Origin of the sequence: Sutterella megalosphaeroides (genome assembly GCF_003609995.1) — a bacterium.
GTDB lineage: Bacteria > Pseudomonadota > Gammaproteobacteria > Burkholderiales > Burkholderiaceae_F > Sutterella > Sutterella megalosphaeroides.
In genome coordinates this window covers 491,187-517,064 of the sequence record NZ_AP018786.1, presented here as the reverse complement: position 1 = coordinate 517,064, position 25,878 = coordinate 491,187, and the positions used below count along the sequence as shown (strand labels likewise).

The following is a 25,878-nucleotide window of genomic DNA, read 5'->3' as shown; positions in this document are numbered from 1 at the left end:
AATAGAGGATCTGCGCAGATTCTGCACGCTCCTGGTCAGTATCTCCACTCAAGATCAATCCATTTATAGGATTTGATGTTTTCATCCCTCTTAGCCACTCTTTCGCCCTGGAACAGGCACACATTCATCCAATAATTTATGGAGATATGAAATAAGAATCAATATATCCACTGCATCTTTTTCATTGATATCCCAGTGGATTCTAAGCTCATGTGCAGTAACATTCCTGACCATATGAAAAACACCGCATAGCATTTCCTTAAGTCCATTTTGTTGACTCTTTTCGCTGGGGCTCTCTAATCTATTAAAGGCAATATATTTTTCTTTTTGTCCAAACGCGACATTAAATAACTCTGCCCCATCTGTCTTTAAGCCTGACATCTCTCTTACTCTACCAGCCAGGCTCTTTGTTGCCTCTTGAACGGCATGGAAATAATCCTGCGCTAGTAGCTCATCGCGACAACATTTCAATACTTCTGGATGCACACCATAAGTATTCAATTTCTCACGCAGTGACTTTGTCCTCCGTCGGACCTCCTCAAGAGTTTGCGCCTTTGTAATCGAATGAAATTTTCCATCGTCCCTTATTTCAATACCCACAAGCATTAAAACTTGATTTAGGCCGGCTTGCATCCTTTTATACCGCTCATAATTCTTCCCTAGCCCCTGAGCGGGATCCATACAATCCAACATGAAGTCAAACACAACACTAGTGGATTGACTGTTATTTACGGCAATACAAAAAGCATTATAAATCCGTTTCCACTTCGTAAATCCTGAACCCGGATCCTCCAAGCCCCTCTGCGCCAGAAGACGCCCAATCTCAGAACCCGTAAATCCATTGTCAGTGGACCCCAAGACATGAGCAATTTGCACAAGTTGAGCTTCATTTAACTGCGGCAACCCCATAGAGCATCTCCTTTCACATCAAGCTTATACTCAGGAATATCGAAGGTATAAGGCCATCTGAGCAGATAGCCCTTACGAAAGAGCGATATTGCACATGTTTTCCACTCAAAAAAAGAGAGGAGAAATTCCCCTCTCTTTTTTGAAGTTATTTGGCTCGTCACGGAACCATCTGTTCCACTTCATCCTTCTTGACGGTCTTCACGAGGTCCTCGCGCTTGACGCCGAGGTAGAGCGCGATGGCCGCCGCCACGAAGACGGACGAGTAGACGCCGAGCAGGATGCCGATCGTGAGCGCGAGCGAGAAGTAGTGCAACGCCGGGCCGCCGAAGAAGAACATCGAGAGCGTCATGCAGAGGGTAGACGTATGAGTGATCACCGTACGCGAGATCGTCGCCGTAATGGCCGAGTTGATCACCTCGATCGTGTCCGCGCGGCGCATCTTGCGGAAGTGCTCGCGAACGCGGTCGAAAATAATCACCGACTCATTGACGGAGTAACCGAGCACGGCGAGGACGGCCGCGAGCACCGGAAGCGTGAACTCCCACTGCATCACGGAGAAGATCCCCACCACGATCACCACGTCGTGCAGGTTCGCGATGATGGCCGCGAGAGCGAATTTCCATTCGAAGCGGAAGGCGAGGTAGATCATGATGCCGACCACGACGAGCGCAAGCGCCGTACCGCCGTCTCGGGCAAGTTCGTCACCCACCTGCGGACCGACGAACTCCGTACTCTTCATGTGCACGCCCGGAGTCGTCTTTTCGAGGACCTTCATCACTTCAGCGGCAACCTGACCGGAGGTCTGGCCTTCCTTCGTCGGAACGCGGATCACCACGTCGCGCGAGGAGCCGAAGGTTTGCACGAGCACTTCCTTCGAGACCTTGGCGAGGTCCGTACGGATCTGCTCCGTGTTGGCCGCCTGCGGAAAGTTCACTTCGATCTGCGTACCGCCCGTGAACTCGATCGAGAACGCCAGCCCGTGTGCGAAGATCCAGTAGACCGCCACGACGAAGCTCACGAGCGAAATCGAGTTCAGCACGTGGCGGTAGTGCATGAAGGGGATCGTTTTATGAATGCGGAAAAATTCCATTTGCGTAGTTCTCCCTCAGATCACTTGGCCGACGCTTTGTCCGCATCCGGACGCCAGACCTGACCGATGTGAACGGCGGTCAGCTTCTTCTTGCGGCCGTAGATGAGGTTGATGAGCGCACGAGACACCACGACCGACGTGAAGATCGAGGTCGCAATGCCGAGGCAGTGGACAACGGCAAAGCCGCGCACGGGGCCCGAGCCGAAGATAAGGAGCGCCAGACCGGCGATCAGGCTCGTGATGTTCGAGTCGAGAATGGTCGCAAACGCGCGGTCGTAACCTTCCGCGATAGCCGTCTGCGGCAAGCGGCCGATACGCAACTCTTCGCGCACGCGTTCGTTGATGAGCACGTTCGCATCGACGGCCATACCGAGCGTAAGCGCGATGGCCGCGATACCCGGCAGCGTGAGCGTCGCCTGCATGAGCGAGAGAATCGAGACAAGCATCATCACGTTGCAGATGAGCGAGATACCCGACACCAGACCGAAGACCTGGTAGTAAAGCGCCATGAAGACCGCAATGATGATGAAACCGTAGAGCGTCGAGCGGAAGCCCGCTTCGATGTTCGCTTCGCCGAGGCTCGGCCCGATCAGGCGTTCTTCGACGATTTCCATCGGCGCGGCGAGCGAACCGGCACGCAGCAGAAGCGCCGTATCGGTCGCTTCGATCGTCGTCATGGCACCCGAAATCTGCACGCGGCCGCCGCCGATTTCCTGGCGGATCACCGGCGCCGTCACGACTTCGCCCTTGCCCTTTTCAAAGAGCAGGATGGCCATGCGCTTGCCGACGTTTTCGCGGGTCACTTCCTGGAAGATGCGGGCGCCGCGGTTGTCGAGTTCGAGGTTGACGGTCGGTTCCTGCGTCTGGCTGTCGAAGCCCGGCTGCGCGTCGTTGAGGCTGTCGCCCGTGAGGATGACACGGCGCTTCACGAGGATCGGACGACCTTCGCGGTCCGTATACTTTTCGTCGCCGAAGGGAACGTTCCCCTGAGCGAGCTGTGCGAGCGCTTCGGGCGAGTCGTCGACCAGGCGCACTTCGAGCGTCGCCGTACGACCGAGAATGTCCTTTGCTTTGGCCGTATCCTGAACGCCTGGGAGCTGCACGACGATGCGGTCGGCACCCTGCTGGGCGATCACGGGTTCGGCCACGCCCAACTCGTTGATTCGGTTGTGCAGCGTCGCGATGTTCTGCTTGAGAGCGTTGTTCTGCACGGCCTGAATGGCCTTTTGCGTCAGCGAAGCGCGAATGATGAAGGGAGCCTTCGTCGTTTCGGGGAGCGTCAGCTGCAGATCCGTCTGCGTGTTGCGCAGAAGGTCGTTTGCCCGGGCGCGTTCTTCCGCAGTCGCAAAGCTCACTTCGACGTCGTTGCCGACGCGGTTGATGCCCGTGTGACGGATGCGCTTGTCGCGCAGCTGCGTGCGAAGGTCGGCCGCCGTTGCATCGGCGCGCTTCGTGATCGCCGCGCGCATGTCGACCTGCAGGAGGAAGTGCACGCCGCCGCGAAGGTCGAGACCGAGGTACATCGGCAGACCGCGGATCGAAAGGAGCCACTGAGGCGTGTTCGGCACGAGGTTGAGCGCCGCGATGTAGCTCGGATCCTTCGGATCGCTGTTGAGCGCGTGATCGATCACTTCGCGGGCCTGAAGCTGCTCTTCGGTCTGAGTCGGATCAAACCGCACGCGAATCGTATTTTGCTGGGCGCCCTGTTCGAAAAAGACGCCGTTCGGGTTGAGCTTGGCGTTCGCCAGCGCCGTCTGCACGCGGTTGAGCGTGTCTTCGGTCACCTTGACGGTAGCCTTGCCCGACGAGATCTGCACCGCAGGCGACTCGCCGTAGAAGTTCGGCAACGTGTAGATGAGCCCGATGACGAGCACGATGCCGATCATGATGTATTTCCAAAGAGGATAGCGATTCATCCGCTTACTCCGTCCGTTCAATGCGCAAAAAAGGGCTTTACCGGCCCTTTTGTCCGTCGGGGCCCGTTGCCCCGACCTTGCCCGAGCCTTTCGGCTCAAGCTCAAAAGGCGTCGAGGGACGCGCCCTCAACGCCTTTTTGAATTCCAGCGGGAATCAGAACTTGATGGATCCCTTCGGGAGAACCATCTGAACCGCCGCACGCTGCATCGTCACGACGACGGGCTTGCCGTCGCAGGAGGCGATCTGCAGATTGATCGTCTGTTCGCCGACGCTTTCGATGCGACCCGAAAGACCGCCGAGCGTCATGACTTCATCGCCGCGGGCAAGCGCTTCGCACATCTGCTGATGTTCCTTCTGGCGCTTCTGCTGCGGACGAATGAGGAAGAACCAGAAAACCACGAAGATGACGATCAGGGGAACGACCTGAAGGAGGAAACCCTCCATACCGCCGGGGGCGGCTTCCGCCGCCAAGGCGTCAGTAACAAAAAACATTTCTACTCCGGAAGTGGCTAGTCCAAAACCCGCTTCGCGCCTGCGAGAGGCCCGAAGCGAGCGATTTTTGCATTATAGAGGGGAAACCTTCCGCGAGACCTTAAGGATTTTCAAGGGTCCGTCGGGACTTACCGAAGGTCGCCCTCCGCGAAGCACGGGGAAAAATCACTCGATCCCGCGGGCGCGATCCTCGCGGAAGCGCGTCTTCCACTCCTCGAACGTCCCCGCTTCGAGCGCGTCGCGCATCTCCTGCATGAGGTTGAGGTAGAAGTGGAGGTTGTGGATCGTGTTGAGTCGCGCCCCGAGGATTTCGCCCACCTTGTGCAGGTGGTGCAGGTACGCGCGGCTGAAGTTGCGGCACGTGTAGCAGTTGCACGACGGATCGAGCGGGCGAAGGTCGTTGCGGTAGCGGCTGTTCTTGAGCTTCACGTCGCCGAAGCGCGTGAAGAGCCAGCCGTTGCGCGCGTTGCGGGTCGGCATCACGCAGTCGAACATGTCGATCCCCGAGGAGACGCCGTCGACGAGGTCTTCGGGCGTACCGACACCCATCAGGTAGCGGGGACGATCGTCGGGCAGCTGATGCGCCACTTCGTCGAGAATGCGCAGCATCTCTTCCTTGGGTTCGCCCACCGAGAGGCCGCCCAAGGCGTAGCCGTGAAAGCCGATGCTCTTCAAGCCGTCCAGCGACTCTTCGCGAAGCTTCGTGAACATGCCGCCCTGAACGATGCCGAAAAGCGCGTTCGGATTTTCGAGGCGCTCGAACTCGTCCTTCGAGCGCTTCGCCCAGCGAAGGCTCATGCGCATCGACTTCGCGGCTTCGAGTTCGGTCGCGGGACGGTCGCCGATCTTGTAGGGCGTGCACTCATCGAGCACCATCACGATGTCGGAATTGAGCGTCTTTTGGATCTGCATCGAAATTTCGGGCGTCAAAAAGAGCTTGTTCCCGTTGATCGGGTTGCTGAATTTCACGCCCTCTTCGGTGATCTTGCGCAGCTCCCCGAGGCTGAAGACCTGGAAGCCGCCCGAGTCGGTGAGGATGGGCTTGTCCCACTGCATGAAGTCGTGCAGCCCCTTGTGGGCTTCGATCACTTCAAGCCCCGGGCGCAGCCACAGGTGGAACGTGTTGCCGAGAATGATCTGCGAGCCCACTTCTTTCAGTTCGTAGGGCGCCATCGCCTTGACGGAGCCGTACGTGCCGACGGGCATGAAGATCGGCGTCTGCACGACGCCGTGGTTGAGGGTCAGTTCGCCGCGGCGGGCCTTGCCGCACGTGGTTTTGACCTTGAAGGAAAAAGCCATTTCGTTCGTGTCCTTGTTTGTGGGCTCGATCAGGCGCCCGGCGCCTTTTCGATGAAGCAGGCGTCGCCGTAGCTGAAGAAGCGGTACTTCGCATCGACCGCGTGACGGTACGCTTCGAGGATGCGTTCGCGCCCGACGAGGGCGGAAACAAGCATGACGAGCGTCGACTTCGGCAGGTGGAAGTTTGTGACGAGCGCGTCGACGATGCGGAAGGTGTAGCCCGGCGTGATGAAAAGCGCCGTGTCGCGCGCTCCGGCTTCGACGTGCCCGATGCGGTCGGCCGCGCTCTCAAGCGTTCGCAGGGACGTCGTGCCGACCGCGATCACGCGACGGCCTTCGGCCTTCGCGCGGTTGATCTTTTCGGCAACGTCCGCGGGCATCGAATACCACTCGGAGTGCATGTGGTGCTCGGAAAGCTTCTCGACGCGCACGGGCTGGAACGTGCCCGCACCCACGTGCAGGGTGACGTATTCGATGTCGACGCCCCTTTCCTTCAGGCGTTCGAGCAACTCGTCCGTAAAGTGCAGACCCGCCGTCGGCGCCGCCACGGCGCCCGGGTACTTCGCGTAGACCGTCTGATAGCGACCTTCGTCGCTCTTTTCGGCGGCGTGTTCGATGTAGGGAGGAAGCGGAACCTTGCCGAAAGCTTCCAGGACGTCGAGCACGGGACGATCGAATTCGAGCACGAAGAATTCGCCCTGACGCCCCGTTACGATCACGGTTTCTTCGGCGCCGTCGGCGGAAAAAATCAGCTTCGTGCCGGGCTTCGGGGACTTGCTCGCGCGCACCATGGCAATCGCGGACTTCTCGCCCGTGACGCGTTCGACGAGCGCCTCGACGGCGCCGCCCGTTTCCTTGCGCCCGAGCAAGCGCGCTTTGATGACGCGGGTGTTGTTGGCGATCAGGAGGTCGCCCGGACGCAGATAGGACTCGATGTCCGTGAAGCGCTTGTCTTCGATGACGTCCGTCGTGATGTGGAGAAGACGCGATGCGGAGCGGTCCGCAAGCGGATACTGAGCGATGAGCTCGGGAGGGAGCTCAAAATCAAAGTCGGAGAGAAATTGTTCCTGCATGGCTTGACCGGCCAGAGACGTTGATGACCGCTCGCGGGCGAACGGTCGGGAAAGCAAAGTGCGTGATTGTACTTGAAAAACCTCGGTGCGCGCCGACTCAGTCGTTCGAACCCGCGAGCATCAGGGGCGAGAGGAGAAGACTCCCCGAAGAGCGGGCGCCGTTCATCGCGACGTCGCTCCCCACGGCCACGAGTCCCGCCATCATGTCGAGTACGTTCCCCGCCATCGTCACGCCTTCGACGGGAGCGACGATGCGGCCGTTTTCCACCCAGAAACCCGAGGCACCGCGCGAATAGTCGCCCGTCACGGGGTTGAACCCGTGGCCGATCACCTCCGTCGCGTAAAAACCCGTGCCGAGACGCTCGAGCATGGCGGGAAGCGTGTCGCCCGCTTCGGTACGGCTCGAGACGAGCGCGAGGTTGTAGGCGCCGCCCGCGTTCCCCGTCGTGCGTCGACCGAGCTTTCGGGCGCTGTAGGACGTCAGGAAGACGCCGCGCAGCACGCCCTCTTCGACGACGGCGCGCTCCAGCCCCGCACAGCCTTCGTCGTCGAAAACGCCCGAGCCCATCGCACCGACCGTGTACGGGGACTCCAGAACGGAAACGTGCGAAGGGAAAACGGCCGTTCCTTCTCGCCCCTCCAGGCACGAAGCGTGACGGTAGAGCGCACCGCCCCAGAGGAGACCTGCGAGCATGTCGAGCATCCCCGTTGCGATGTTCGCATCGATCAGTACGGGCACCGTACGGTTCGAAAGGGGCTTTGCCCCGAGGCGTGCCACGGCGCGCTCGGCGGCGAGCCGCCCGAGCACTTCGGGACTTTTCAGTCGAGCGACGCTTCGCTCTTCGGTCCAGGCGTCGCCGCGCTGCATGCCGCGGGCATCCTCGGCAATGGAGCCCAAGTCCATGCTGTGCCGCCCGTACCGGTAGCCCGCGCAAAAGCCCAGGGTGTTCGCGAGCGTAAAGGCACCCTCCGACGTCTCAAAGCGCGCGCCGTCCGAATTCGTGATGCGGCTGTCGTACGCCTCGGCGGCCGATTCCATGCGGGTAAGGAGTTCGACGGCGTCCTCCACGGTCCCCGTCCACGGGTGCCAGAGGTCGAGCTCGCGAAATTCCGTCTGCAGATCCCGCTCGTCGGGAAGCCCCGTCGCCGGATCTTCCGCCGCGACGGAGGCGATCTCCGCGGCGCCCTTCAGTACGGCCTCCATCGCGCGCTCCGAAAGGTCGGAGGTACTCGCCCGGCCGCGGCGCTTTCCTTTCCAGACGGTCACGGTGAGGACCGTCTCGTCCGAGTGCTCGACCGATTCGATTTCCCCCAGGTGCGTTGCGACCGAGAGGCCTTTGTCAAAGCTCACTTCGGCACACGCCTCGTCCGCACCGAGCTGCTTCGCGCGCTCGATCGCCCAACGGGCGAGTTGTGCGGTGGTCTCAAGGGAAGCGTCCGGCAAAGGAGAAGCGGAATTCGTCATGGCGGAAAACGATGCGAAGCGTAATGAGTAAACGAACCCTCGGAACCTCGGTCGAGCCGCGCTCCGTCTCCTCCGAAAGGACGAGCGACGCGCCCCCCCGAGGCCTCGGGGAAACCCGTTATCATAAGGGTTTTCGAAACCCTGAACTTTTCTGAACAAACGGTGCCGCCCATGCGTGAGGACGCCTACTACGACGAAGACGACGAATCGGAAGACCGCTATCGAGGCCCTTCCAAATCGCAGCTGAAACGCGAACAGCTCGAACTGCAGGATCTCGGCAAGGAGATGACGAAACTCGGCGACGATCAGCTCAAGCGCATCGATCTGCCCGAAGACGTGCTCGTCGAGATTCTCGAATTCCGCCGCATGCGCTCCTTCGGCGCGCAGCGCCGACAGCTGCAACTCATCGGCAAGAAGATGCGCAACATGGATCCGAAGGCCGTACGTGAAGCCATCGACCGCGCGACGGGCGAATCCAAGGCCGCCGTGGCGCTCCTGCACCGCTGCGAAACGCTTCGCGAACAGATGATTGCGGACGACAAGGCCCTCACGAAGTTCATCGACGAGCATCCGGGCGTCGACATTCAGACGCTTCGCGGGCTCGTGCGCAACGCCCGCCGCGAGCGCGAACTGCAAAAGCCCCCGAAGAGCGCCCGCGAACTCTACAAGTTCCTGCACGCGTTGCTTGACGAACCCGTCTCCCTCTACGCGCCTGACGACGAGGACGAGGAAGACGGCCGCTAACCCGGCGCATTCGCACAGTTTCACTTCGGCCGTCGGCTTTTCCGACGGCCTCTCTTTTGGAGGACGAGCATGAAGCCGCCCCGCAGTACCGAAAACGAACTCATCCTCGGTCTTGTTTCGATTTCCGACCGTGCGAGCCGCGGTCAATACACGGACGAAGGCATCCCCAATCTCGAAGCCTGGTGCAAAAAGGCCATCACGAACCCCATTCGGGTTCACAAGCGCCTGATTCCGGACGAACGCTTCGAAATCGAAAAGACGCTTCGCGAGTTGGTCGACATCATCGGCTGCGACCTCATTCTCACGACGGGCGGGACGGGTCCCGCCCGCCGCGACGTGACGCCCGAGGCAACGCTCGCCGTCGCGACGCGCGAGCTTCCCGGCTTCGGCGAACAGATGCGCGCGATTTCGGGCCACTTCGTTCCCACCGCGATTCTGTCGCGCCAGGTGGGCGTCCTTCGTGAAACGCCCGATCATGCCGCGCTCATTCTCAATCTCCCCGGGCGTCCCAAGGCGATTGCCGAAACGCTCGAAGGCCTGCGCGACGACGACGGAAAGGTGCTCGTGAACGGCATTTTCGCCGCCGTCCCCTACTGCATCGACTTGATCGGCGGCCCCTACATCGAGACGAACGGAGACGTGGTCGAAGCCTTCCGCCCGAAGAGCGCCCGCCGTCCGAAGGCAGCCGCCCCCGCCGAAGAAGCGAAGGCCGACGAAGCTCGCAAGCCCGAAACCGCTCCCGAGCCCGCCAAGCCCGTCGAACCCCAAGCGACGCCCGCTCAGGCCGCGCCCGAAGCGAAGACGGAGCCGAAACCCGAACAGCAAGCCGAACCGAAGGCGGAGACCGGCATCGAACCCCGTGAGGAACGTGCCGAACCCGCTCCGGCGCCGTTCGGCCCGTCGGAGATCGTCTTTGCGACGCCCCGCAGCACGGATGCGCCCGCGGAGCTGACGCTCGTCTGGTTGCACGGGCTCGGCGCCGACAATCGCGACTTCCTGCCGCTTGCGGACGAAATCCTGCATCAGGACGGCCCCGTCTGCCGCCTCGTGATGCCGAACGCCCCGGTGCGCGAACTGACGCTTCACCCAGGCTTTCCGCTTCGCGGCTGGTACGATCTGCGCAGCCACACGATCGACGAAAACGAAGACGTGCTCGGCATTCGCGAGTCCGCGGCCCGTGTGTCGGCCCTGATCGACGAACTTGAAGCGAACGGCATTCCCCGCCGTCGCATCGTCCTCGGGGGCTTCTCCCAGGGGGCGGCCATTTCGCTTTACGCGGGTCTGCGTCTTTCCGCTCCGATCGGCGGCATTGCCGCGCTTTCGGGCTACCTGCCGCTTGCTCAGCGCCTCTACTCGGAAGCAACGGCCGCGGGCCGCGCGACGCCCGTCTTCATGGCGCACGGCGTCTTCGACAGCGTGGTTTCGCCCGTCACGGCGGAGCGCAGCGCGAGCGTCATCCGCGAAGTGGCTCCCGCCTTCTCGTGGAAGACCTACGACATGGAGCACGAAGTGGGCGGCGAGGAACTCTACGACCTCGGGCGATTCCTTCGCTCCGTGGCTCAGAGCTTCTGAGCTCGACTTGAGAAGCGCCGGCCGTCGGCCGGCGCTCAGCCGAGATTTGCGGCCTCCAGGAAGGGGGCCGCGGCATCCTTCGGGGAAAGGATCGGCGTTTCAACACCCCAATCGACGGCGAGCGTCGGATCGTTCCATCGAACGGCTCCTTCGCTCGCCGGATCGTAATAGGCGTCGGTTTTGTACTGAAAAAGGACGTCGTCCGTCAGCGTGAGAAAGCCGTGCGCGAAGCCCTTCGGGATGAAGAGCATCGCGTGGTCGTGTGCCGAAAGTTCGACCGCAAGCCATCGAAACCGCGTCGGGCTTCCCGCCCGAATGTCCACGATCACGTCCCGCACGGTCCCCGTCAGGCACCGTACGAGCTTGGCCTGTGCCGAAGCTCCGCGCTGGAAGTGCAACCCGCGCAACGTCCCCTTTCGACGCGTCCAACTTTCGTTTTCCTGCACGAAGTACGGCAACGCGCACGTCCGGTCGCGCAAGCTGAGCGTTTCCGAAAAGTACCCCCGATCGTCGGCATGGACGTTCGGGTAAAGAAGCATCGGTCCGTCGAGCTCGAGTCGTTCGACGCGCATGGTGAAGTCTCCAAGTCTTCGACAGGGCGCGCCGTCGGCACGCCGAAAAGCAAAAAAGCCCAGGCGATCGATCGTCGACTGGACTTTTCAGTGGTGGTCCCCAGAGTGAGACTCGAACTCACACGGTTTTACCCGGCGGATTTTGAATCCGCTGCGTCTACCATTCCGCCATCCGGGGAGAGAGGACGAAGTATATCAGAAGCGCTCCCGTTTCGGTTCGGGAGCACAGTGTTTTTTCATCGTTCGTCCCGAGGGTCGTCCGAATCGACGGCTTCGGATGCTTCCGTCGCTTCAAGCGGCTCGATCTTCTGCGTCGCGTCCGCCCGACGGACGGCTTCGATCAGCTCGGCCGCCCTTTCCCCGTTCGGGGCTCGCCAGTCGGGCGCCACGTCGCGAAGCGGCACCAAAACGAAGAGCCGCTCCGTCATGCGGGGGTGAGGAAGCGTGAGGAATGCGGTCGAACGCACTTCCCCTTCAACCTCAAGAAGATCCAGGTCGAGCGTGCGCGGGGCGTTGTGTACGCCCGCGGGGCGCACGCGCCCGCGGCGCTCTTCGATTGCCTGCAGTTCGTGCAGAAACGCTTCGGGCGTCCCTTCGAACGTTACGGACGCCACCGCGTTCACGTAGTCGGGGCCCGAAGAGTCGACGGGCGACGTACGGTAAAAGCGACTGACGCGCAGGACCTCGACCCCCGGGAGCGCGCGCATGTCGTCGAGCGCCGCATGCAACATTTCGACGGGGTTACCGAGGTTGGCGCCGAGCGCAACGAACGCCTTTTTCATTCCGCCGACTCCGCTTTGTTGCGGGACGAGCGGCGACGGGGACGACGGCGGCGTTTCGACGAACTTGTCGTTCCCTCCGGAGACCCGCCCTGCACGTCGGGCGAAGCTTTCTTACGCTGGTTCGCGGCGTTCTGACGGGCCTCGCGTTGCGCGGCCTCGATCATTTCGTGACGTTCCTCTTCCGAAGCTTCCGCAAAGGTTTCCCACCACGTGACGAGCTCGGTTTCGGTTTCGCCCACGAGGGAGCGCAGCAACAGGAAGTCGTACGCGGCGCGATAACGCGGATGATTGATCACGGCGAAGGGGTTCTTCCCGGTGCGACGCTCGAGCTTCGCCTGCATCATCCAAAGGTCGTGCATGTCGACCTGGTAGCGGCGCTGAATCGAGAGTTGCTGACACTGCGTGGCCAACACGTCCTGAGAGGCCGAATAGAGCGCCCCCATGTACGACATGCCGCGCGCCTCGAAGTTGTGGCGCCAGCGCTTGATCACCTGGGGCCAAAGGAGCGTTCCGAAAAGGAACGAGGGCGAAATCTTCTTCCCGATGGCGATGCGTTCGTCCGTTCGCTGAAGCGCCAACATGAGGAAGCGCTCCCCGTCGGGCTCCGAGAGAATCACGTCGAGCACCGGGAAGACCGCCTTTTGCAGGTTCTCCTTTCGAAGCGCCTTCACGCATTCGACGGCATGACCGCAGGTAAAGAGCTTCAGAAGTTCATCGACAAGACGGGCCGTGGGCACGTTCGAGAGAAGCTTCGCCATTTCGGCGATGGGACGTCGCGTCTGCGGCTCGATTTCGAAACCTAGCTTCGAAGCGATGCGCACCGCGCGCAACATGCGCACGGGGTCCTCGCGGTAACGCTCGGCGGGTTCGCCGATCATGCGCAGGCGCTTCTTGCCGATATCTTCAAAACCGTGGTGGTAGTCGCAGAGCTCTTCGGTGGCGGGATCGTAGTAGAGCGCATTGATCGTGAAGTCGCGACGCGCCGCGTCCTCCCACATTTCGCCGAAGACGTTGTCGGAAATGACGCGCCCCGAAGCGTCCTTGCGGACCCCCGCGCCTTCGAGAGCGCGGAAGGTCGAGCACTCGATGATTTCACGGCCGAAAATGACGTGCACGAGCCGGAAACGACGCCCGATGATGACGGCGCGACGCTGCGCGCGCTTCACCTGTTCGGGCGTGGCGTCCGTGGCCACGTCGAAATCCTTCGGCTTGACGCCGAGAAGAAGATCGCGCACGGCCCCGCCCACGATGTAGGCTCTGAAGCCGCGGGCATGCAGGAGTTCGCACGTACGCTTGGCTTCCCACGAAACGAGGTCGGGCGAAATGCCGTGCTCTTCCTTCGTGTAGATGCGAGGTTCCTTCACGACGCTCGTATCGGGTCCCGAACCCATGAACGCGCGGACGCGACGAATGATGCGCTCAAACATGGTGTGCTTCCCCAAAAATGTCGAGTACCGTCCAACCGCGCTCCTCGGCTTCCCGGCGCAGCTTCGGGTCGGGATTGACGGCAACGGCGGCGCCATCCGCAGTGCCCGCGGCATAGTTGAGAAGCGGCAGATCGTTGATGGAATCGCTGTAGGCCGTCACCGAGAGCGGCTCCGTCGCCTTGAGCGTTCGCACGAAATCCGTGACGAGCGAAAGCTTCCCTTCGCCGTACGAGTGCGATCCGATGAAATTCCCGGTGAATTCGCCCTCGGGCGTTTCTTCGGGCGTCACGGCCGCCAGGTTGGGGATGCCGAAAAGTCGGGCGACGGGCTCGGTCACGTAGCGGTTCGTGCCCGTGGCAAGAAGGAGTAGGGCACCCGCGGCACGCTCTTTTTCAACGAGCGCCGCGGCTTCCGGCCGCAGTGCGGGTTTCACGACCGACTCGATGAAGGACGCCCGCCAGAGGTCAAGCTCTTTGCGGGGAAAGCGCGCGAGCAATTCCGTGTGGAAACGCACCAATTCTTCCGGGGAGAACGTGCCCGCACGGTACGCCTCGGCAAACGCATCGACCTTGGCGTCGAAAGCCTTCCGGTCGAGTCCGGCGCACTTCGCCACCCAGCGAGGCCACCGGTTCCCCGTATCCACGGGGAGCAACGTGTCGTCTAAATCAAAAACGGCTAATTTCATTCTTCAACTATTGCTGTCCGTGACAAAGCGCGGGCGACGGAGCTCAATGGAGATCCAGAACGTCGGCCGCCTCGCGGATCACGGCAAGGGAGACGCGGCGCTTGCCGCGAAGACCCAACTGATTGGCAAGATCCAGAACGCGGGTGAGCGTGCGCATGTCGCGCGGCAGGTGCGTCGTCATCCAGCGCTCGATGTCGGGCGTCATGCGGATGCCGCGCAGAGACGCAAGGCGCGCGAGCACCCGGAAGCGCTCCTCTTCGTCCAGCGGCTTGACGGCATAGGAAAGACCCCAAGCGAGGCGGCTGCGAATCGCCTCGGCCAACTTGAGCTTTTGCGGCGCCGTGCGTCCGGCACAGATCAATTTGGCCGTCGGATCGGCATAGACCGCATTCTGAAGCGCAAAGAGCTGTCGCGCATACCCGAGATCGAGATCGTGAACGTCGTCCACCGTGTAGAGCGGCGTTCCCGCCTTGAAGACGGGGACGCGGAACTGCGGCGTGCCGTTTCCGGGATTCACGGCTTTCAGAAGGTGCGTGAGACCGCACCCCTGCGGGCCGTAGAGGTAAAGGAACTTCGGTCCGCTTCCCTGCGCCATCTCCCGAAGCACGGCCACAACCTCCGCGTTCGCGCCGACGACGAAGTTGTCGAGCGTCGGGAGGTCGCGTTCCTGAAGTTCAGGGAGGTCGAGTAGATATTGATCGGGTTCCTGCATGCCGGCTGTCACGTTGAGGTCTGCATCACAAAACTGTGCAGAGTTTACCTCGAATCCGCCGTCTTCTGGCTTGCCCGAGACCGCGAAACCGACGAGCGGGACCGCACCCTGCTGTAGACGCGCTTCGACGCAACCGTTTTCAGTCGACCTTGCGCCGACAAGCCCTCGGGTCGATGTCTTATACTTCAAGCACTTTTCATCAACCACTACCGGACCCGTCCTCGCAACCCGATGCTCCCCGTCGATTGCGCTTTGTCCGGCCGGGCTCCGGGAGTTCCTACCCTTCCGTGAGACTATCCATGAGTCAACTTTCCTACGCGGCTGCCGGCGTTTCCATCGATGCCGGCGACGAGCTCGTTGAACGCATCAAGCCTGCGGCCAAGCGCACGCTCATCCCCGGCGTGCTCGGTTCCATCGGCGGCTTCGGCGCCCTCTTCGAAGTCGGCAAAGAGTACAAGAACCCCGTCCTCGTCACCGGTACAGACGGCGTGGGTACGAAGCTGATGCTCGCTTTCCGCCTCGGCCGCCACGACACGGTCGGTCAGGACCTCGTCGCGATGAGCGTGAACGACATCCTGGTGCAGGGTGCGAAGAGCCTCTTCTTCCTTGACTACTACGCCTGCGGAAAGCTTGACGTCGACGTCGCCTCGCGCGTCGTCACCGGTGTGGCCAAGGGGTGCGAGCTGGCCGGTTGCGCGCTGATCGGCGGCGAAACCGCCGAGATGCCCGGCATGTACCCCGAAGGCGAATACGACCTCGCGGGCTTCGCGGTCGGCGTTGTCGAAAAGGATCAGATCATCGACGGTACCACGATCTGCCCGGGCGACGTCGTTCTCGGCCTCGCTTCGAGCGGCCCCCACTCGAACGGCTTCTCCCTCATCCGCAAGGTCGTCGAAGTCTCGGGCGCCGACTGGTCGATGCCCTTTGATGGCGCCACGCTCGCCGACCGCGTCATGGAACCCACCCGCATCTACGTGAAGTCGGTTCTCGAAGTCATGAAGCAGGTCACGATCAAGGGCATGGCCCACATCACCGGGGGCGGCCTCATCGAAAACGTGCCCCGCGTGCTCCCCGAAGGCGTTCAGGCCCGCATCGACGGCGCGTCCTGGACCCGTCCCGCGATCTTCGACTGGCTCGAAGAAAAGGGCAACATCGACCGCCATGAGATGCACCGCGTCTTCAACAACGGTATCGGCATGGTCGTGATCGTCAAGGCCGAAGACGCCGACAAGGCCAAGCAGGCCTTCGAAGCCGCCGGCGAAAAGGTCTTCACGCTCGGCTCGGTCGTCGAACGCCTTGAAGGCGAAGCCGCCTGCGTGGTGCTTTGATCCTCGGAACGTCCCGGCACCCCGCTCGTGCGGGATGCGCGATGCCCGAATAACGAACGGCCCCGATTTCTCGGGGCCGTTTCGTTTGCAGGGTTATCGGAATTTCGCGGGATCGAGCACGTTCATGATCGGTTCCGCCGCAATGGCCGAGTCGATTTCAGTTTGAGACGAAATCCAAACTCCAACCCCGCATCCACGTGATCTGACGCTTGGCCAACTGACGGGTGGCGGCGATGCCCGCCCAACGGAAGGCGGACGCATCGCAGCGCCCGCTCAAAAAGTCGACGGCCTGGCGGTAACCCACCGCGCGCATGGCCGGACTGTCGGGGTCGAAATCGGGGCGCTTCATCAGGGCGCGCACTTCGTCGAGGAACCCGTCGCGAAGCATGGTGTCAAAGCGCGCCTCGATGCGGGCATGGAGTTCCTTGCGATTTTCGGGAAGGACCCCGACCGTAACGCAGGAAAGGGGCGACTCCGTCTTCTCTTTGTGGAAGGACGAAATGGGGCGCCCCGTCATGCGAAAGACTTCGAGCGCGCGACCGATACGCTGACTGTCGTTGGGCGCAAGGCGCTGCGCCGTGACTGGGTCGACGCGCGCGAGTTCGGCGTGCATGGCGGGCCAACCGATCCGAGCCGCCTCTTCGGCGACCTCGGCCCGCACCTCGGGGGTGCTGCTCGGCATGTCGTTCAGACCATCGCGAAGCGCCTTGGCGTAGAGCATCGTTCCGCCCACGATCAAAGGCACTCTCCCGCGAGCCCGAATTTCCGGAACAAGCCGCAGAGTGTCCTCCAGAAATTCGGCCGCGCTGTAGCTTTCGCCGATGTCGCGGATGTCGATCAGATGGTGGGGACAGACTGAACGCTCTTCGAGCGTCGGCTTCGCCGTCCCGATGTCCATCCCCCGATAGACGAGCGCCGAGTCCATGGAAATGATTTCGACGGGGATGCGTCGGGCGATTTCCAACGACAAGGCGGATTTTCCAGAAGCCGTCGGTCCGATGATCATCACCGCATCGGGCTTGCGTTCCGTCATTACTTGCCTCTCATGAAAAGTTTGTCGAGTTCCGCGACCGTCAATTGCGTCCAGGTCGGGCGACCGTGGTTGCACTGATCCGACCGTTCCGTGCGCTCCATCGCGCGCAGAAGCTCTTCCATTTCCTTCACGGCGAGCTTGCGGTTGGCACGGATCGAACCGTGGCAGGCCATGGTCGCGAGAATCTTGTTTCGGGCTTCTTCGATCAGGGAGCTTTCGCCGTAGGCCTCCAGGTCTTCGAGCACCGCACGCACCGTGTTTTCGAGCGCCGTGATGGGCGCATCGTGCAGGATCGCCGGCACGGCGCGAAGTGCGAGCGAGTCTGGACCCGCGACCGAAAGTTCGATCCCCATCTCTTTCAACGCGTCCGAGTGTTCTTCGAAAGTCGCCATTTCAACGGCCGATACGCGAATCACCTGCGGAAGCAGAAGCGGCTGCACGGGCATCGTGTGCGAGGCCATCGAGGCCTTCAGTTTTTCATACGTGATGCGTTCGGCCGCCGCGTGCTGATCGACGATGACGAGTCCCTCTTCGTTTTCGGCAATCACGTAGAGGCCGGCAATCTGAGCGACGGGACGCCCGAGGCGCCCCATCGGCAGAGCGTCGCTCGGGAGAACGGGTTCGGATGTCGGCTCTTCACGCACGCGAACGGGCTCGACGGAGTCCGCAGACGGCACGACGCTCTCGGGCATTGCAACGTCTATCCGAGACTCGAACCCCACGTCGGCACTGTCCGCAACATCGGCCACATTAGCCGCATCGACCGCACCGGCATAGGCCTCGGTGACTTTGTCAAACCCGAAAGTACGTTGCTCGACCGGAGCGGAAGGGAACGCAGGAGCGGGACCGGGGCTCGGGAAATCGCGGAAGCTTTGCGGAAGGCGCGCGCCCGAAGACGTATTCGGCTCAAGGACATGGTCCCTGACGGCCTCCGACGCACCGAAAAGACGCAGCGCCGAATCGACGGCAGAAGCCGAGAGGCGCTCCGACGCTTCGGGGGCGGTGCGGGGCGTCGAGGCGACGTACGCCTCGGGTTCGCGGTGCGGCTCTTTGAGCGGCCGATTGGGCGACACAGAGTGGGGCTCATAGCGGGGTTCGTACCGGGGACGGGGCGCAAGAGACGGACCCGGGGCCGTTGCCGAGTCGGCCAGGCCTTCGGCCGAAAGCCGATCGCTTTCCTCTTCACCCGTCCGAGGGGGCGCCAACGTTTCGCCGACCGCCCGGTCGACGAAGGAGTGGATCCGCTGCGTGTTGCGAAAACGCACTTCGGTCTTCGTCGGGTGCACGTTCACGTCCACCTCGGCGGCGGGCACCGTGAGAAAGAGACAATAGAGGGGTTGCGCCTGCCCGTGAAGCACGTCCTGGTACGCCTGGCGCACGGCGTGCGCGCAGGTTCGGTCGCGCACGAAGCGACCGTTGACGAAGAGGTACTGTGCGTCCCCCTTCGGCTTCGAGAGGGTCGGAAGTCCGACGAGGCCCGTCAAGCGCATGCCGGACTCTTCCCTGTCGACCGAGCGGTAACCGCCCTCGAACGCCCTCGGCATCAGAGCGACGATGCGTTCGTCCTGCGTTTCGACGGCCTCCAAGTCGAAAGTCTGGCGACCGTTCTGGTAGAGGACGAAGCGCACCGCGGGGTTCGCCAAGGCGACGCGATGGAGCTGCGCGACGACGTGCGCGTTCTCCGTCGCCTCGGATTTCATGAATTTGCGCCGGGCGGGCGTCTTGTAAAAGAGGTCGCGCACCTCGATGCGCGTGCCCTGCTGAGGGCCCGCCGAGGGGACGAGTTCGCCTTCGGAAAGTTCCCAAGCGCGCTCGGAGCCCGTCGCTCGACTTTGAATCGTCACCGCCGAAACCGAGTCGATCGAAGCGAGCGCTTCGCCGCGAAAGCCGAGCGTCGCAACGTTCTCAAGGTCGAGGAGGTTGCGGATTTTGCTCGTCGCGTGGCGTTTGAGCGCGAGCGGAAGCTCTTCCTTCGGGATGCCGCAGCCGTCGTCCGTAACGACGATGCGCTTCAGGCCGCCCCCGTCGACACGCACTTCGATATTCATGGCGCCCGCGTCGACGGAGTTTTCCACGAGTTCTTTGACGACCGACGCGGGGCGCTCGATCACCTCGCCCGCCGCAATCTGACTGATGAGCTCGGAGGAGAGCTCCCGGATGGGAGGACGGCGATTCTCAGATGGCATGAAGATCCTTGGTACGGGATTACAAAATCCTGAAGAACGGTTAAGCCGCGCTTCGGGCGTCTTCAGTATGATATGGAACATTTGTCATAGGTCCACAGCACACCGCACCATGGATTTTATCGAGCTCATCGTCGATCTTTTCACGAACGCCGACCATTTTCTGGTCCACCTCGCGACCAATTACGGGACGCTGATCTACGCGGCGATGTTCATCATCTTCTTTCTGGAGACGGGCTTCGTGGTCATGTCGTTCCTGCCCGGCGACTCGCTCCTTTTCGTGGCGGGCACCGTGGCCGCCTCCGGAACGGCCAGTCCCTGGATGATCATGCTCGCCGTGATCCTCGGGGCCATCTTCGGCAACTCCGTCGGCTACGCCACCGGCAAGTGGCTCGGCAACAAGATCTACGACGGGAGCATCTCCTGGATCAACGCCTCCAAGCTGCAGCACGCCCACTCGTTCTACACGGACCACGGCGGCAAGACGATTCTCCTTGCCCGTTTCATTCCGATCGTTCGCGCGTTCGCTCCGCTCATCGCGGGCGCTGCCCGCATGAACGGCCTGCGGTTCGAACTTTTCAGCGGCGCGGGCGCCGTTCTCTGGGCGGTGACGATCGTGGGGGCTGGCTACCTCTTCGGCAACGTCCCCTTCGTCAAGAACAATCTCTCGCTCATTCTTCTCCTCGGCATCGTTGCCGCCCTCCTCGGCCCCGTCGTGGTGGGCTTCGCCTGGAAATACTTCCAGGCCTGGCAGGCGCAAAAACAAAAGCAAAAGGCCGAGGAAAACGCCTGAAAATCGGAAGCACCTCGGAATAACCCCGTAAAGGGCCGCGCAAGCGGCCCTTTTTCATGGAAATTACATATGGGTTCTCTAGAATGATTGATCTTACCTTTCACGGCTCCGAGGACAACCCGAATCACCATGACCGAGACGCAGACGCCCGAATCCGCCGTTGCCGCCACCGCCGCTGCGGTCGCTCAACCGGAAGCACCCGCCAAACCCAAGGCCCGCACCACGAAATCCCGTGCCAAGACCGGCACGCGCAAGACGCCTGCACGCGCCGCCCGATCGACGGCCGACGACGATCTGCCGCCTCCTCTTCCCTCGGCGGAAGGCGTCACAGATCTCTCGGATCCGCGTCTTTACATCAACCGCGAAATCAACTGGATCGAGTTCGACCGAAAGGTCCTCGACGAAGCGTGCGATTCGAACGTGCCGCTTCTGGAACAACTCAAGTTCCTCTCGATCTTCTACAACAACCTCGACGAATTCTTCATGGTACGGGTCTCCAACATCTGCCGACAGATGAAGGGCGGCGCCTCGTCGAGCTCGCCCGACGAACTGCCTCCCGCGAAGCAGCTCGCCGAAATCCGCAAGCGCGTTCTGGGGCTTCTCAACCGCGCTCAGAATCACTGGCGCCTGAAGCTACACCCCGCCCTCATGGAGCGCGGCGTGCGCCTCGTTCGCTACAAGGACCTCACGGACCGTCAGAAGTCTTTCCTCGAAGGGTACTTCGACAACGAGATCTACCCGATTCTCACCCCGCAGGCGATCGACCCGGGGCATCCCTTCCCGACGATTTCCAACACGAGCCTCAATTTCCTCGTGAAGCTTGAGTCCGAAGAGGGCGTTGTTCGATACGCCCGCCTTAAGTGCCCGAACAACATGTCGCGCTTTATCTTCGTGCCCCGCACGAAGGAGTCGACCTACAACGAGCTCGGCTTCAACTCAAACAGTCGCGACGACGACATCATTCTGCTCGAAGACCTGATCCGCGAACACATCGGCTCGCTCTTCCCCGGGCACCGTGTCTCGGCGTCGATGCTCTTTCGCATCACCCGCAATACGGACCTCGAAATCGAAGAGGACGAAGCGGACGACCTTCTCGAAGCCGTCAAGGACTTCGTCGATCAGCGCCGCTTCGGCGACGTCATTCGCCTCGAACTCGAGCACGGCTCCGATACGGAGCTCTCGAGCTTCCTTGTCGATCACCTCGAGCTCCTTCCCTTCCAGATCTACCGCGTGAAGGGCCCCTTGGCGATGTCGGAATTCATGCCGCTCATCGGTCTCGATCGTCCGAACCTCAAGGATCCCTCCTACAAGGGGCTGGAACCCACGTTCGTTCAGGAGGGCGATGTCTTTGCGGCGACGCGCAACCGCGACATCCTCCTCTACCACCCCTACGAAAGCTTCTCGGGCGTGCTCGACTTCATTCGTCGCGCTTCGGTCGATCCGCAGGTGGTGGCAATCAAGCAGACGCTCTACCGTTGCGGCAACAACAGCCCCATCGTCGCCGCTCTCATCGACGCCCGCCGACGCGGCAAGCAGGTGACGGCCGTCGTCGAACTGAAGGCGCGCTTTGACGAAGAGCGCAACATCAACTGGGCCGAAGAAATGGAAAAGGCGGGGGTCAACATCGTCTACGGTTTCGTCGGCCTCAAGATCCACGCCAAGCTCTGTCTCGTCGTTCGTCGCGAAGTCGACGGCATGAAGCGCTACGTGCACATTTCGACGGGGAACTACAACCCCTCGTCCGCGAAGATCTACACGGACTACGGGCTGCTCACGGCGAACAACGACATTTGCGCCGACGTCTCCGACCTCTTCAACGTGATGACGGGCTACTCGTCCCAGACGAAGTACCGTCAGCTCGTCGTCTCGCCCCACTCGACGCGCACCTCGATTCTCGAGCACATCCGCAAGGAAGTGGAATGCCACAAGGCGAACGGCAACGGTCGTATCATCTTCAAGTGCAACCAGCTCGTCGACCGCCACATCATCCGCGCGCTTTACGAAGCGAGCCAGGCGGGCGTGCGCATCTCGCTCATCATTCGCGGCATCTGCTGTCTGCGCCCCGGCATCCCCGGTATCAGTGACAACATCACCGTGACGAGCATCGTGGGACGCTTCCTCGAGCACGCCCGCGCCTACTGGTTCGACCATGCGGGCGAGCCCGTCGTGCTGATCGGCTCGGCCGACCTCATGCCGCGCAATCTCGACGGGCGTATCGAGGTTCTCGTTCCGGTGCTCGACAAGAGCATCCGCGACCGCCTCAAGCGCAGCCTCGACCTGCAACTTGCCGACAACGTCCAGAGTTGGACCATGGGAAGCGACGGCCGCTATACGCGTCAGACCGTGAAGCGCGGCGAAAAGGCCGTGGATTCGCAGGACTATCTCGCGAAGCACTACGGTCAGATTTAAGATCCATGCCTTGAGGGTGTTTGTCGGGCCGATCTTCTGTTTCTCAGTAACAAAGTGTGCTGGACCAAACACCCTGCTTGGATCAGTGGGATCGCCCATCTGGTTATCTTCGGGATCCTTAACTAGTGACAATCTTCTGGGCTGACTGATTTTGATCGAATATCAGAATTACCCATTGTTAAAATCGATCCCACTTCCTTAAAAAATAATCCGATGAGTTCCACACCTGACCTCTCGATCTGCATTACGTTCCGCAACCAAGACTGCTACATCGAACCGCTACTGATCAAACTCCTTGGTCTTGCGGATCGCTCCCGATATTCGTGGGAAATTCTAGTCGGGCTCGATCATGCAACCTCTCAGGGGCTTGCAAATGCTGAGCGCATAGCACAAGATCACCCGAATATTCGAATCATTACGCTTAAGAGTGATTCAAATCTGATTCCTCTCTCACGTGCGTCTACGAACCGTCTTCACCTTCTGAAGAAAGCACAAGGAACTTATGCGCTACTGCTCGACGGTGATGATGAGTACCTAGACGTTTTCGATGAAGCGATCGATTTTCTCAATAAAACAGAAAATCTGGCCTTCGTTGGATGTGCCCACCAGTACGTTGAGTTCCACGAAAATACGCAACAAATGGTAAAGGTTACTCCACCCTACTCTGACGGAGCTGTGGTGGAGTATCTCAAACACGCATCCAGCGGAAAATACTTTTCCTTCAATACTGTGGTCTTTCGTCGTCAGATCGGACTTGATGCTCTACAAAGTGCGGAGCTCTACTGCAACGACACAACACTCACAAAATTACTACTCAAGAAGGGACTGATTCTCTTTTCCCACAAGGAAGTCATGAGCTACCGGATGGGACTCCCGTCTATCTTTTCTGGCGCAAGCAATGCAGCAAGACTCTTGTCGCAGATAATCGTTCAAGAAGAAAACCTCAGGCTCTTTCCCGAGCTTCAAGAACACACACTGAAAAGCCTCATGACGCTCGTACATTCAGCACGAAAGATCAGGGGAAACGAACTCGAAATTTCATATGGAATACAGCCGCGTGCACGTGGCCTCCTGCTCTCAAGCTTGGTTTACAAATTGATGCAACCCGCCAACCCGATCATGCATTTACTTTTGCATTTCAAGCTCAAGCTTGTGCTCAAAGAGATGTTTCGTAATAGAACATGAATCAAGGGTGTCTACCATATGGATTTATTTGCGCCTTGATACGAACGGTTGAATTACATCGATTAAGTGGTCTCCAACCTCTGCGGACACAGTAATCCGAGGCGCGTCAAAATTTAGTAGCACACTAAACCCTTCTCCTTGGGCATCAATATTCACTGGACTCTGTGGAGGAACGCCCACTCCTTCAAAGTAATCCAGGAACTTATGGGAAGCTTCATCATGAATTGGACTTCCTCGAAGCTCAATCCACTGCGCAGGCACACCGTAAGCTTGAGCAATGATGAGTCCATGCAAGCTTGTCGTGAAAATTTTATCGCACGAACAAACCTCATCGATGAACGCTTCAATTTCTTCTTCGGATTCGCGTTCAATAGTGATAAAACGAAACCCTTTTAGGCCTGCGCTCTTCGCATACTTTGATTGGGAGTGATGCAAAATGATCCCTACGGGAGCTCGCTCAGCGGTGACTTTGGGCTTATAAAATCGCGGCATCAGCACCCCAGGGTCTCCAAAAATCTCGGGACATGCAGAACCCGCACGCTCCAAGAGCATGCGGGTTCTTAGCCCTCTCACCGCCAAAATGATATTTGGCTGAAAAATTAACTTGATACGTGTATGCAGAGATCTTCCCAATCGTCTTAAGGGGAACCTGTAAGCAATGGGGGACAGCGCTTTCGGAGTTATTGTGCCAGACCCCCAGATGATATTACCGCCGGAATAGAAAGTTTGATCTGTGAGTATAGAACCGACCCCGAGAAACTTATTTTGATCACTAGGAGCAACCCAATGCAAATCATGGCCAAGCAAGCGTCGCAGAATATACGGAGACAAAACATCACCAAAGTTAGGACTACAATTCCAGTAGAAAAGCGCGTCCACATTGCGAGCTCGTACGTTCATTTTATCTTTCACCTCTAAGCGCCCCAGCATATCCTCCGACTTCTTATGTATGCCACATCTGCAACACATTGATCGACACATTGGAGAATATATTTAATCACATTATTTCAAGCTTAAATTTACCAAATTGAACTCAAAAAATTAAGCATACCCTTAAGCAATAAAATCGACCTAATGCTTAATTCTTGATGGCAACAAGATCTGGAATTCTCGAAGACCCTATACATCCGAATAATTATCTTTTCCTCCAGAACATGATGGAATTGAAGATTCTCCGTTGAACAACATAGTAGAAAGCAAGACGCGGATGATCACACATCAGCGCGAAACGCTGAAGTATTCTTTTGCGCAGGTACCCCTTATCACATGCCTTAACGGCCTGCTCTTTATGCTCGTAAAGATTTAGAGGCGGAAACTTCTCATACCTCTTAAAATAATCAACCGCGGCAGCAACGAGCCCTGCTGTTGCAATCAACTTCGTGCGAGGGGAAAAGGCATGTTCCAAAATCAATATGCGGGCTGCAAGCATCTTTCTGTAGATCGAGCTTTGTTTGACATCCGAGCCCGGTCTTTGCCTATAGATGTAAAGCATCCCTGGAAAATAAACATTTCCTCTTGAACGCTCCCCTGCTTGAAGACAAAAAAGCTCATCTTCCACAAGCCCCTTATCCGTAAGGAATCGAACGCCCTTTAATGCGTGAAGATGGAAAAGCTTATTCCAGACCATTCCACCAGTGCCTATTATTCCGTGATACGTAGGACGCGCACCAGCAGATAGGACAAATTCGAAATACGTCTCCTTATCTAAGAACATCTCTTCGTGAAGTCTTCCGCTGGCGTGCAAACCGTCGGACTCCAAATAATGGAATGCACAGATAGTAATATCGGCGTGAGTTCTTTCAGCTGTTGCAACGAGCTGAGAAACGAATTGAGGCTGAACCTTATCGTCCCCATCCGCAAACGTCACATAGTCAAACGTCCCAAGAGCCTCGATTCTATCCAGAGCATTGTTTCGAGCCGCCCCCTGACCTGCATTTTTTTGATGAATAGCTACAATTCGCTTATCCTTTTTCGCGTATTCATCAAGAATTGAACCGGAATCGTCGGTCGATCCGTCATCAACAGCAAATACAGTGAAGTTTTCATAGGTCTGCGCAAGCATCGAATCCAGACACTCGCGAAGATACTCGGCAACGTTATAAACCGGAATGATTATGGCTACACCCGGCCATTTATCGGCACTTTGTTGCAAGAACGGATTATGTTTGTTCTGGGGCATATGAGGTTCGGCAGATCTTATGGTTTTCT

22 protein-coding genes and 1 tRNA gene are annotated in these 25,878 nt (G+C 59.6%); 6 read left to right on the top strand and 17 right to left on the bottom strand.

What is annotated here, in order from left to right; genetic code table 11:
• Positions 1-90: 90 nt before the first annotated feature.
• The 7 genes from S6FBBBH3_RS02475 to S6FBBBH3_RS02445 all read right to left on the bottom strand — a co-directional run bounded on the left by S6FBBBH3_RS02475 (position 91) and on the right by S6FBBBH3_RS02445 (position 8,245).
• Complete coding sequence (locus tag S6FBBBH3_RS02475; RefSeq protein WP_120176271.1) at positions 91-909, bottom strand: TIGR02391 family protein; 819 nt, start codon at positions 907-909, stop codon at positions 91-93.
• Between the two features lie 157 nt (positions 910-1,066).
• Entirely contained in the window at positions 1,067-1,999 is a 933-nt protein-coding gene (gene secF, locus S6FBBBH3_RS02470) for a protein translocase subunit SecF (RefSeq protein ID WP_120176270.1), read from the bottom strand.
• Between the two features lie 20 nt (positions 2,000-2,019).
• The gene (gene secD, locus S6FBBBH3_RS02465; protein ID WP_120176269.1) at positions 2,020-3,915 is read right to left on the bottom strand and encodes a protein translocase subunit SecD; all 1,896 of its coding nucleotides are present in this window, start codon (positions 3,913-3,915) and stop codon (positions 2,020-2,022) included.
• A 154-nt stretch (positions 3,916-4,069) separates the two neighbouring features.
• The gene (yajC, locus tag S6FBBBH3_RS02460) at positions 4,070-4,408 is read right to left on the bottom strand and encodes a preprotein translocase subunit YajC (protein WP_120176268.1); all 339 of its coding nucleotides are present in this window, start codon (positions 4,406-4,408) and stop codon (positions 4,070-4,072) included.
• Between the two features lie 165 nt (positions 4,409-4,573).
• Positions 4,574-5,707 carry a tRNA guanosine(34) transglycosylase Tgt gene (gene tgt, locus S6FBBBH3_RS02455; protein WP_120176267.1) on the bottom strand — a complete coding sequence of 378 codons (1,134 nt, stop codon included), beginning with the start codon at positions 5,705-5,707 and terminating at the stop codon, positions 4,574-4,576.
• A 29-nt stretch (positions 5,708-5,736) separates the two neighbouring features.
• On the bottom strand, positions 5,737-6,780 hold the full coding sequence (gene queA, locus S6FBBBH3_RS02450) for a tRNA preQ1(34) S-adenosylmethionine ribosyltransferase-isomerase QueA (protein ID WP_120176266.1): 1,044 nt from the start codon (positions 6,778-6,780) through the stop codon (positions 5,737-5,739).
• 97 nt (positions 6,781-6,877) lie between these two features.
• A complete protein-coding gene (locus S6FBBBH3_RS02445; protein ID WP_120176265.1) occupies positions 6,878-8,245 on the bottom strand; it encodes a TldD/PmbA family protein in 1,368 nt (455 codons plus the stop codon).
• Positions 8,246-8,416: 171 nt separating this feature from the next.
• On the opposite strand from S6FBBBH3_RS02445, the gene yjgA reads away from it, so the two are divergent.
• Positions 8,417-8,989 (top strand): ribosome biogenesis factor YjgA, encoded by a 573-nt coding sequence (yjgA, locus tag S6FBBBH3_RS02440; protein WP_120176264.1) that lies wholly within the window; start codon positions 8,417-8,419, stop codon positions 8,987-8,989.
• A gap of 69 nt (positions 8,990-9,058) precedes the next feature.
• Positions 9,059-10,561 (top strand): molybdopterin adenylyltransferase, encoded by a 1,503-nt coding sequence (gene mog, locus S6FBBBH3_RS02435; RefSeq protein WP_120176263.1) that lies wholly within the window; start codon positions 9,059-9,061, stop codon positions 10,559-10,561.
• Positions 10,562-10,596: 35 nt separating this feature from the next.
• On the opposite strand, the gene rfbC is transcribed toward mog, so the two are convergent.
• From rfbC to S6FBBBH3_RS02405, 6 genes are all read right to left on the bottom strand, one after another.
• Entirely contained in the window at positions 10,597-11,133 is a 537-nt protein-coding gene (gene rfbC, locus S6FBBBH3_RS02430; protein ID WP_120176262.1) for a dTDP-4-dehydrorhamnose 3,5-epimerase, read from the bottom strand.
• 94 nt (positions 11,134-11,227) lie between these two features.
• Positions 11,228-11,311, bottom strand: a tRNA-Leu gene (locus tag S6FBBBH3_RS02425).
• 58 nt (positions 11,312-11,369) lie between these two features.
• Complete coding sequence (folK, locus tag S6FBBBH3_RS02420; protein WP_120176261.1) at positions 11,370-11,915, bottom strand: 2-amino-4-hydroxy-6-hydroxymethyldihydropteridine diphosphokinase; 546 nt, start codon at positions 11,913-11,915, stop codon at positions 11,370-11,372.
• Entirely contained in the window at positions 11,912-13,342 is a 1,431-nt protein-coding gene (gene pcnB, locus S6FBBBH3_RS02415) for a polynucleotide adenylyltransferase PcnB (RefSeq protein WP_120176260.1), read from the bottom strand. The genes folK and pcnB overlap by 4 nt, the downstream gene beginning before the upstream one ends.
• Entirely contained in the window at positions 13,335-14,027 is a 693-nt protein-coding gene (locus S6FBBBH3_RS02410; protein ID WP_120176259.1) for an HAD family hydrolase, read from the bottom strand. The genes pcnB and S6FBBBH3_RS02410 overlap by 8 nt, the downstream gene beginning before the upstream one ends.
• Positions 14,028-14,070: 43 nt before the next feature.
• Positions 14,071-14,739 (bottom strand): HdaA/DnaA family protein, encoded by a 669-nt coding sequence (locus S6FBBBH3_RS02405; protein ID WP_120176258.1) that lies wholly within the window; start codon positions 14,737-14,739, stop codon positions 14,071-14,073.
• Positions 14,740-15,038: 299 nt separating this feature from the next.
• Here S6FBBBH3_RS02405 and purM point away from each other — a divergent pair, with 299 nt between their 5' ends.
• Entirely contained in the window at positions 15,039-16,067 is a 1,029-nt protein-coding gene (purM, locus tag S6FBBBH3_RS02400; RefSeq protein ID WP_120176257.1) for a phosphoribosylformylglycinamidine cyclo-ligase, read from the top strand.
• A gap of 157 nt (positions 16,068-16,224) precedes the next feature.
• Here purM and miaA read toward each other — a convergent pair whose 3' ends face one another.
• Both miaA and mutL read right to left on the bottom strand, forming a co-directional pair.
• Entirely contained in the window at positions 16,225-17,100 is an 876-nt protein-coding gene (gene miaA, locus S6FBBBH3_RS02395; RefSeq protein WP_120176256.1) for a tRNA (adenosine(37)-N6)-dimethylallyltransferase MiaA, read from the bottom strand.
• Positions 17,100-19,286, bottom strand: coding sequence for a DNA mismatch repair endonuclease MutL (gene mutL, locus S6FBBBH3_RS02390; RefSeq protein ID WP_170143796.1), 2,187 nt, complete (start codon positions 19,284-19,286; stop codon positions 17,100-17,102). The genes miaA and mutL overlap by 1 nt, the downstream gene beginning before the upstream one ends.
• Positions 19,287-19,395: 109 nt before the next feature.
• On the opposite strand from mutL, the gene S6FBBBH3_RS02385 reads away from it, so the two are divergent.
• The 3 genes from S6FBBBH3_RS02385 (at position 19,396) to S6FBBBH3_RS02375 (ending at position 23,670) form a co-directional block, all read left to right on the top strand.
• Positions 19,396-20,076: a VTT domain-containing protein gene (locus S6FBBBH3_RS02385; RefSeq protein ID WP_120176254.1), complete on the top strand. Its 681-nt coding sequence runs from the start codon at positions 19,396-19,398 to the stop codon at positions 20,074-20,076.
• 129 nt (positions 20,077-20,205) lie between these two features.
• Positions 20,206-22,485 (top strand): polyphosphate kinase 1, encoded by a 2,280-nt coding sequence (gene ppk1, locus S6FBBBH3_RS02380; RefSeq protein WP_120176253.1) that lies wholly within the window; start codon positions 20,206-20,208, stop codon positions 22,483-22,485.
• A 213-nt stretch (positions 22,486-22,698) separates the two neighbouring features.
• Entirely contained in the window at positions 22,699-23,670 is a 972-nt protein-coding gene (locus S6FBBBH3_RS02375) for a glycosyltransferase family 2 protein (RefSeq protein WP_120176252.1), read from the top strand.
• Positions 23,671-23,694: 24 nt separating this feature from the next.
• Here S6FBBBH3_RS02375 and S6FBBBH3_RS10970 read toward each other — a convergent pair whose 3' ends face one another.
• Together S6FBBBH3_RS10970 and S6FBBBH3_RS02370 are read right to left on the bottom strand one after the other, a co-directional pair.
• Positions 23,695-24,600 carry a polysaccharide pyruvyl transferase family protein gene (locus S6FBBBH3_RS10970; RefSeq protein WP_123957625.1) on the bottom strand — a complete coding sequence of 302 codons (906 nt, stop codon included), beginning with the start codon at positions 24,598-24,600 and terminating at the stop codon, positions 23,695-23,697.
• A gap of 205 nt (positions 24,601-24,805) precedes the next feature.
• Positions 24,806-25,849, bottom strand: coding sequence for a glycosyltransferase family 2 protein (locus tag S6FBBBH3_RS02370; RefSeq protein ID WP_120176251.1), 1,044 nt, complete (start codon positions 25,847-25,849; stop codon positions 24,806-24,808).
• Positions 25,850-25,878 lie beyond the last annotated feature (29 nt).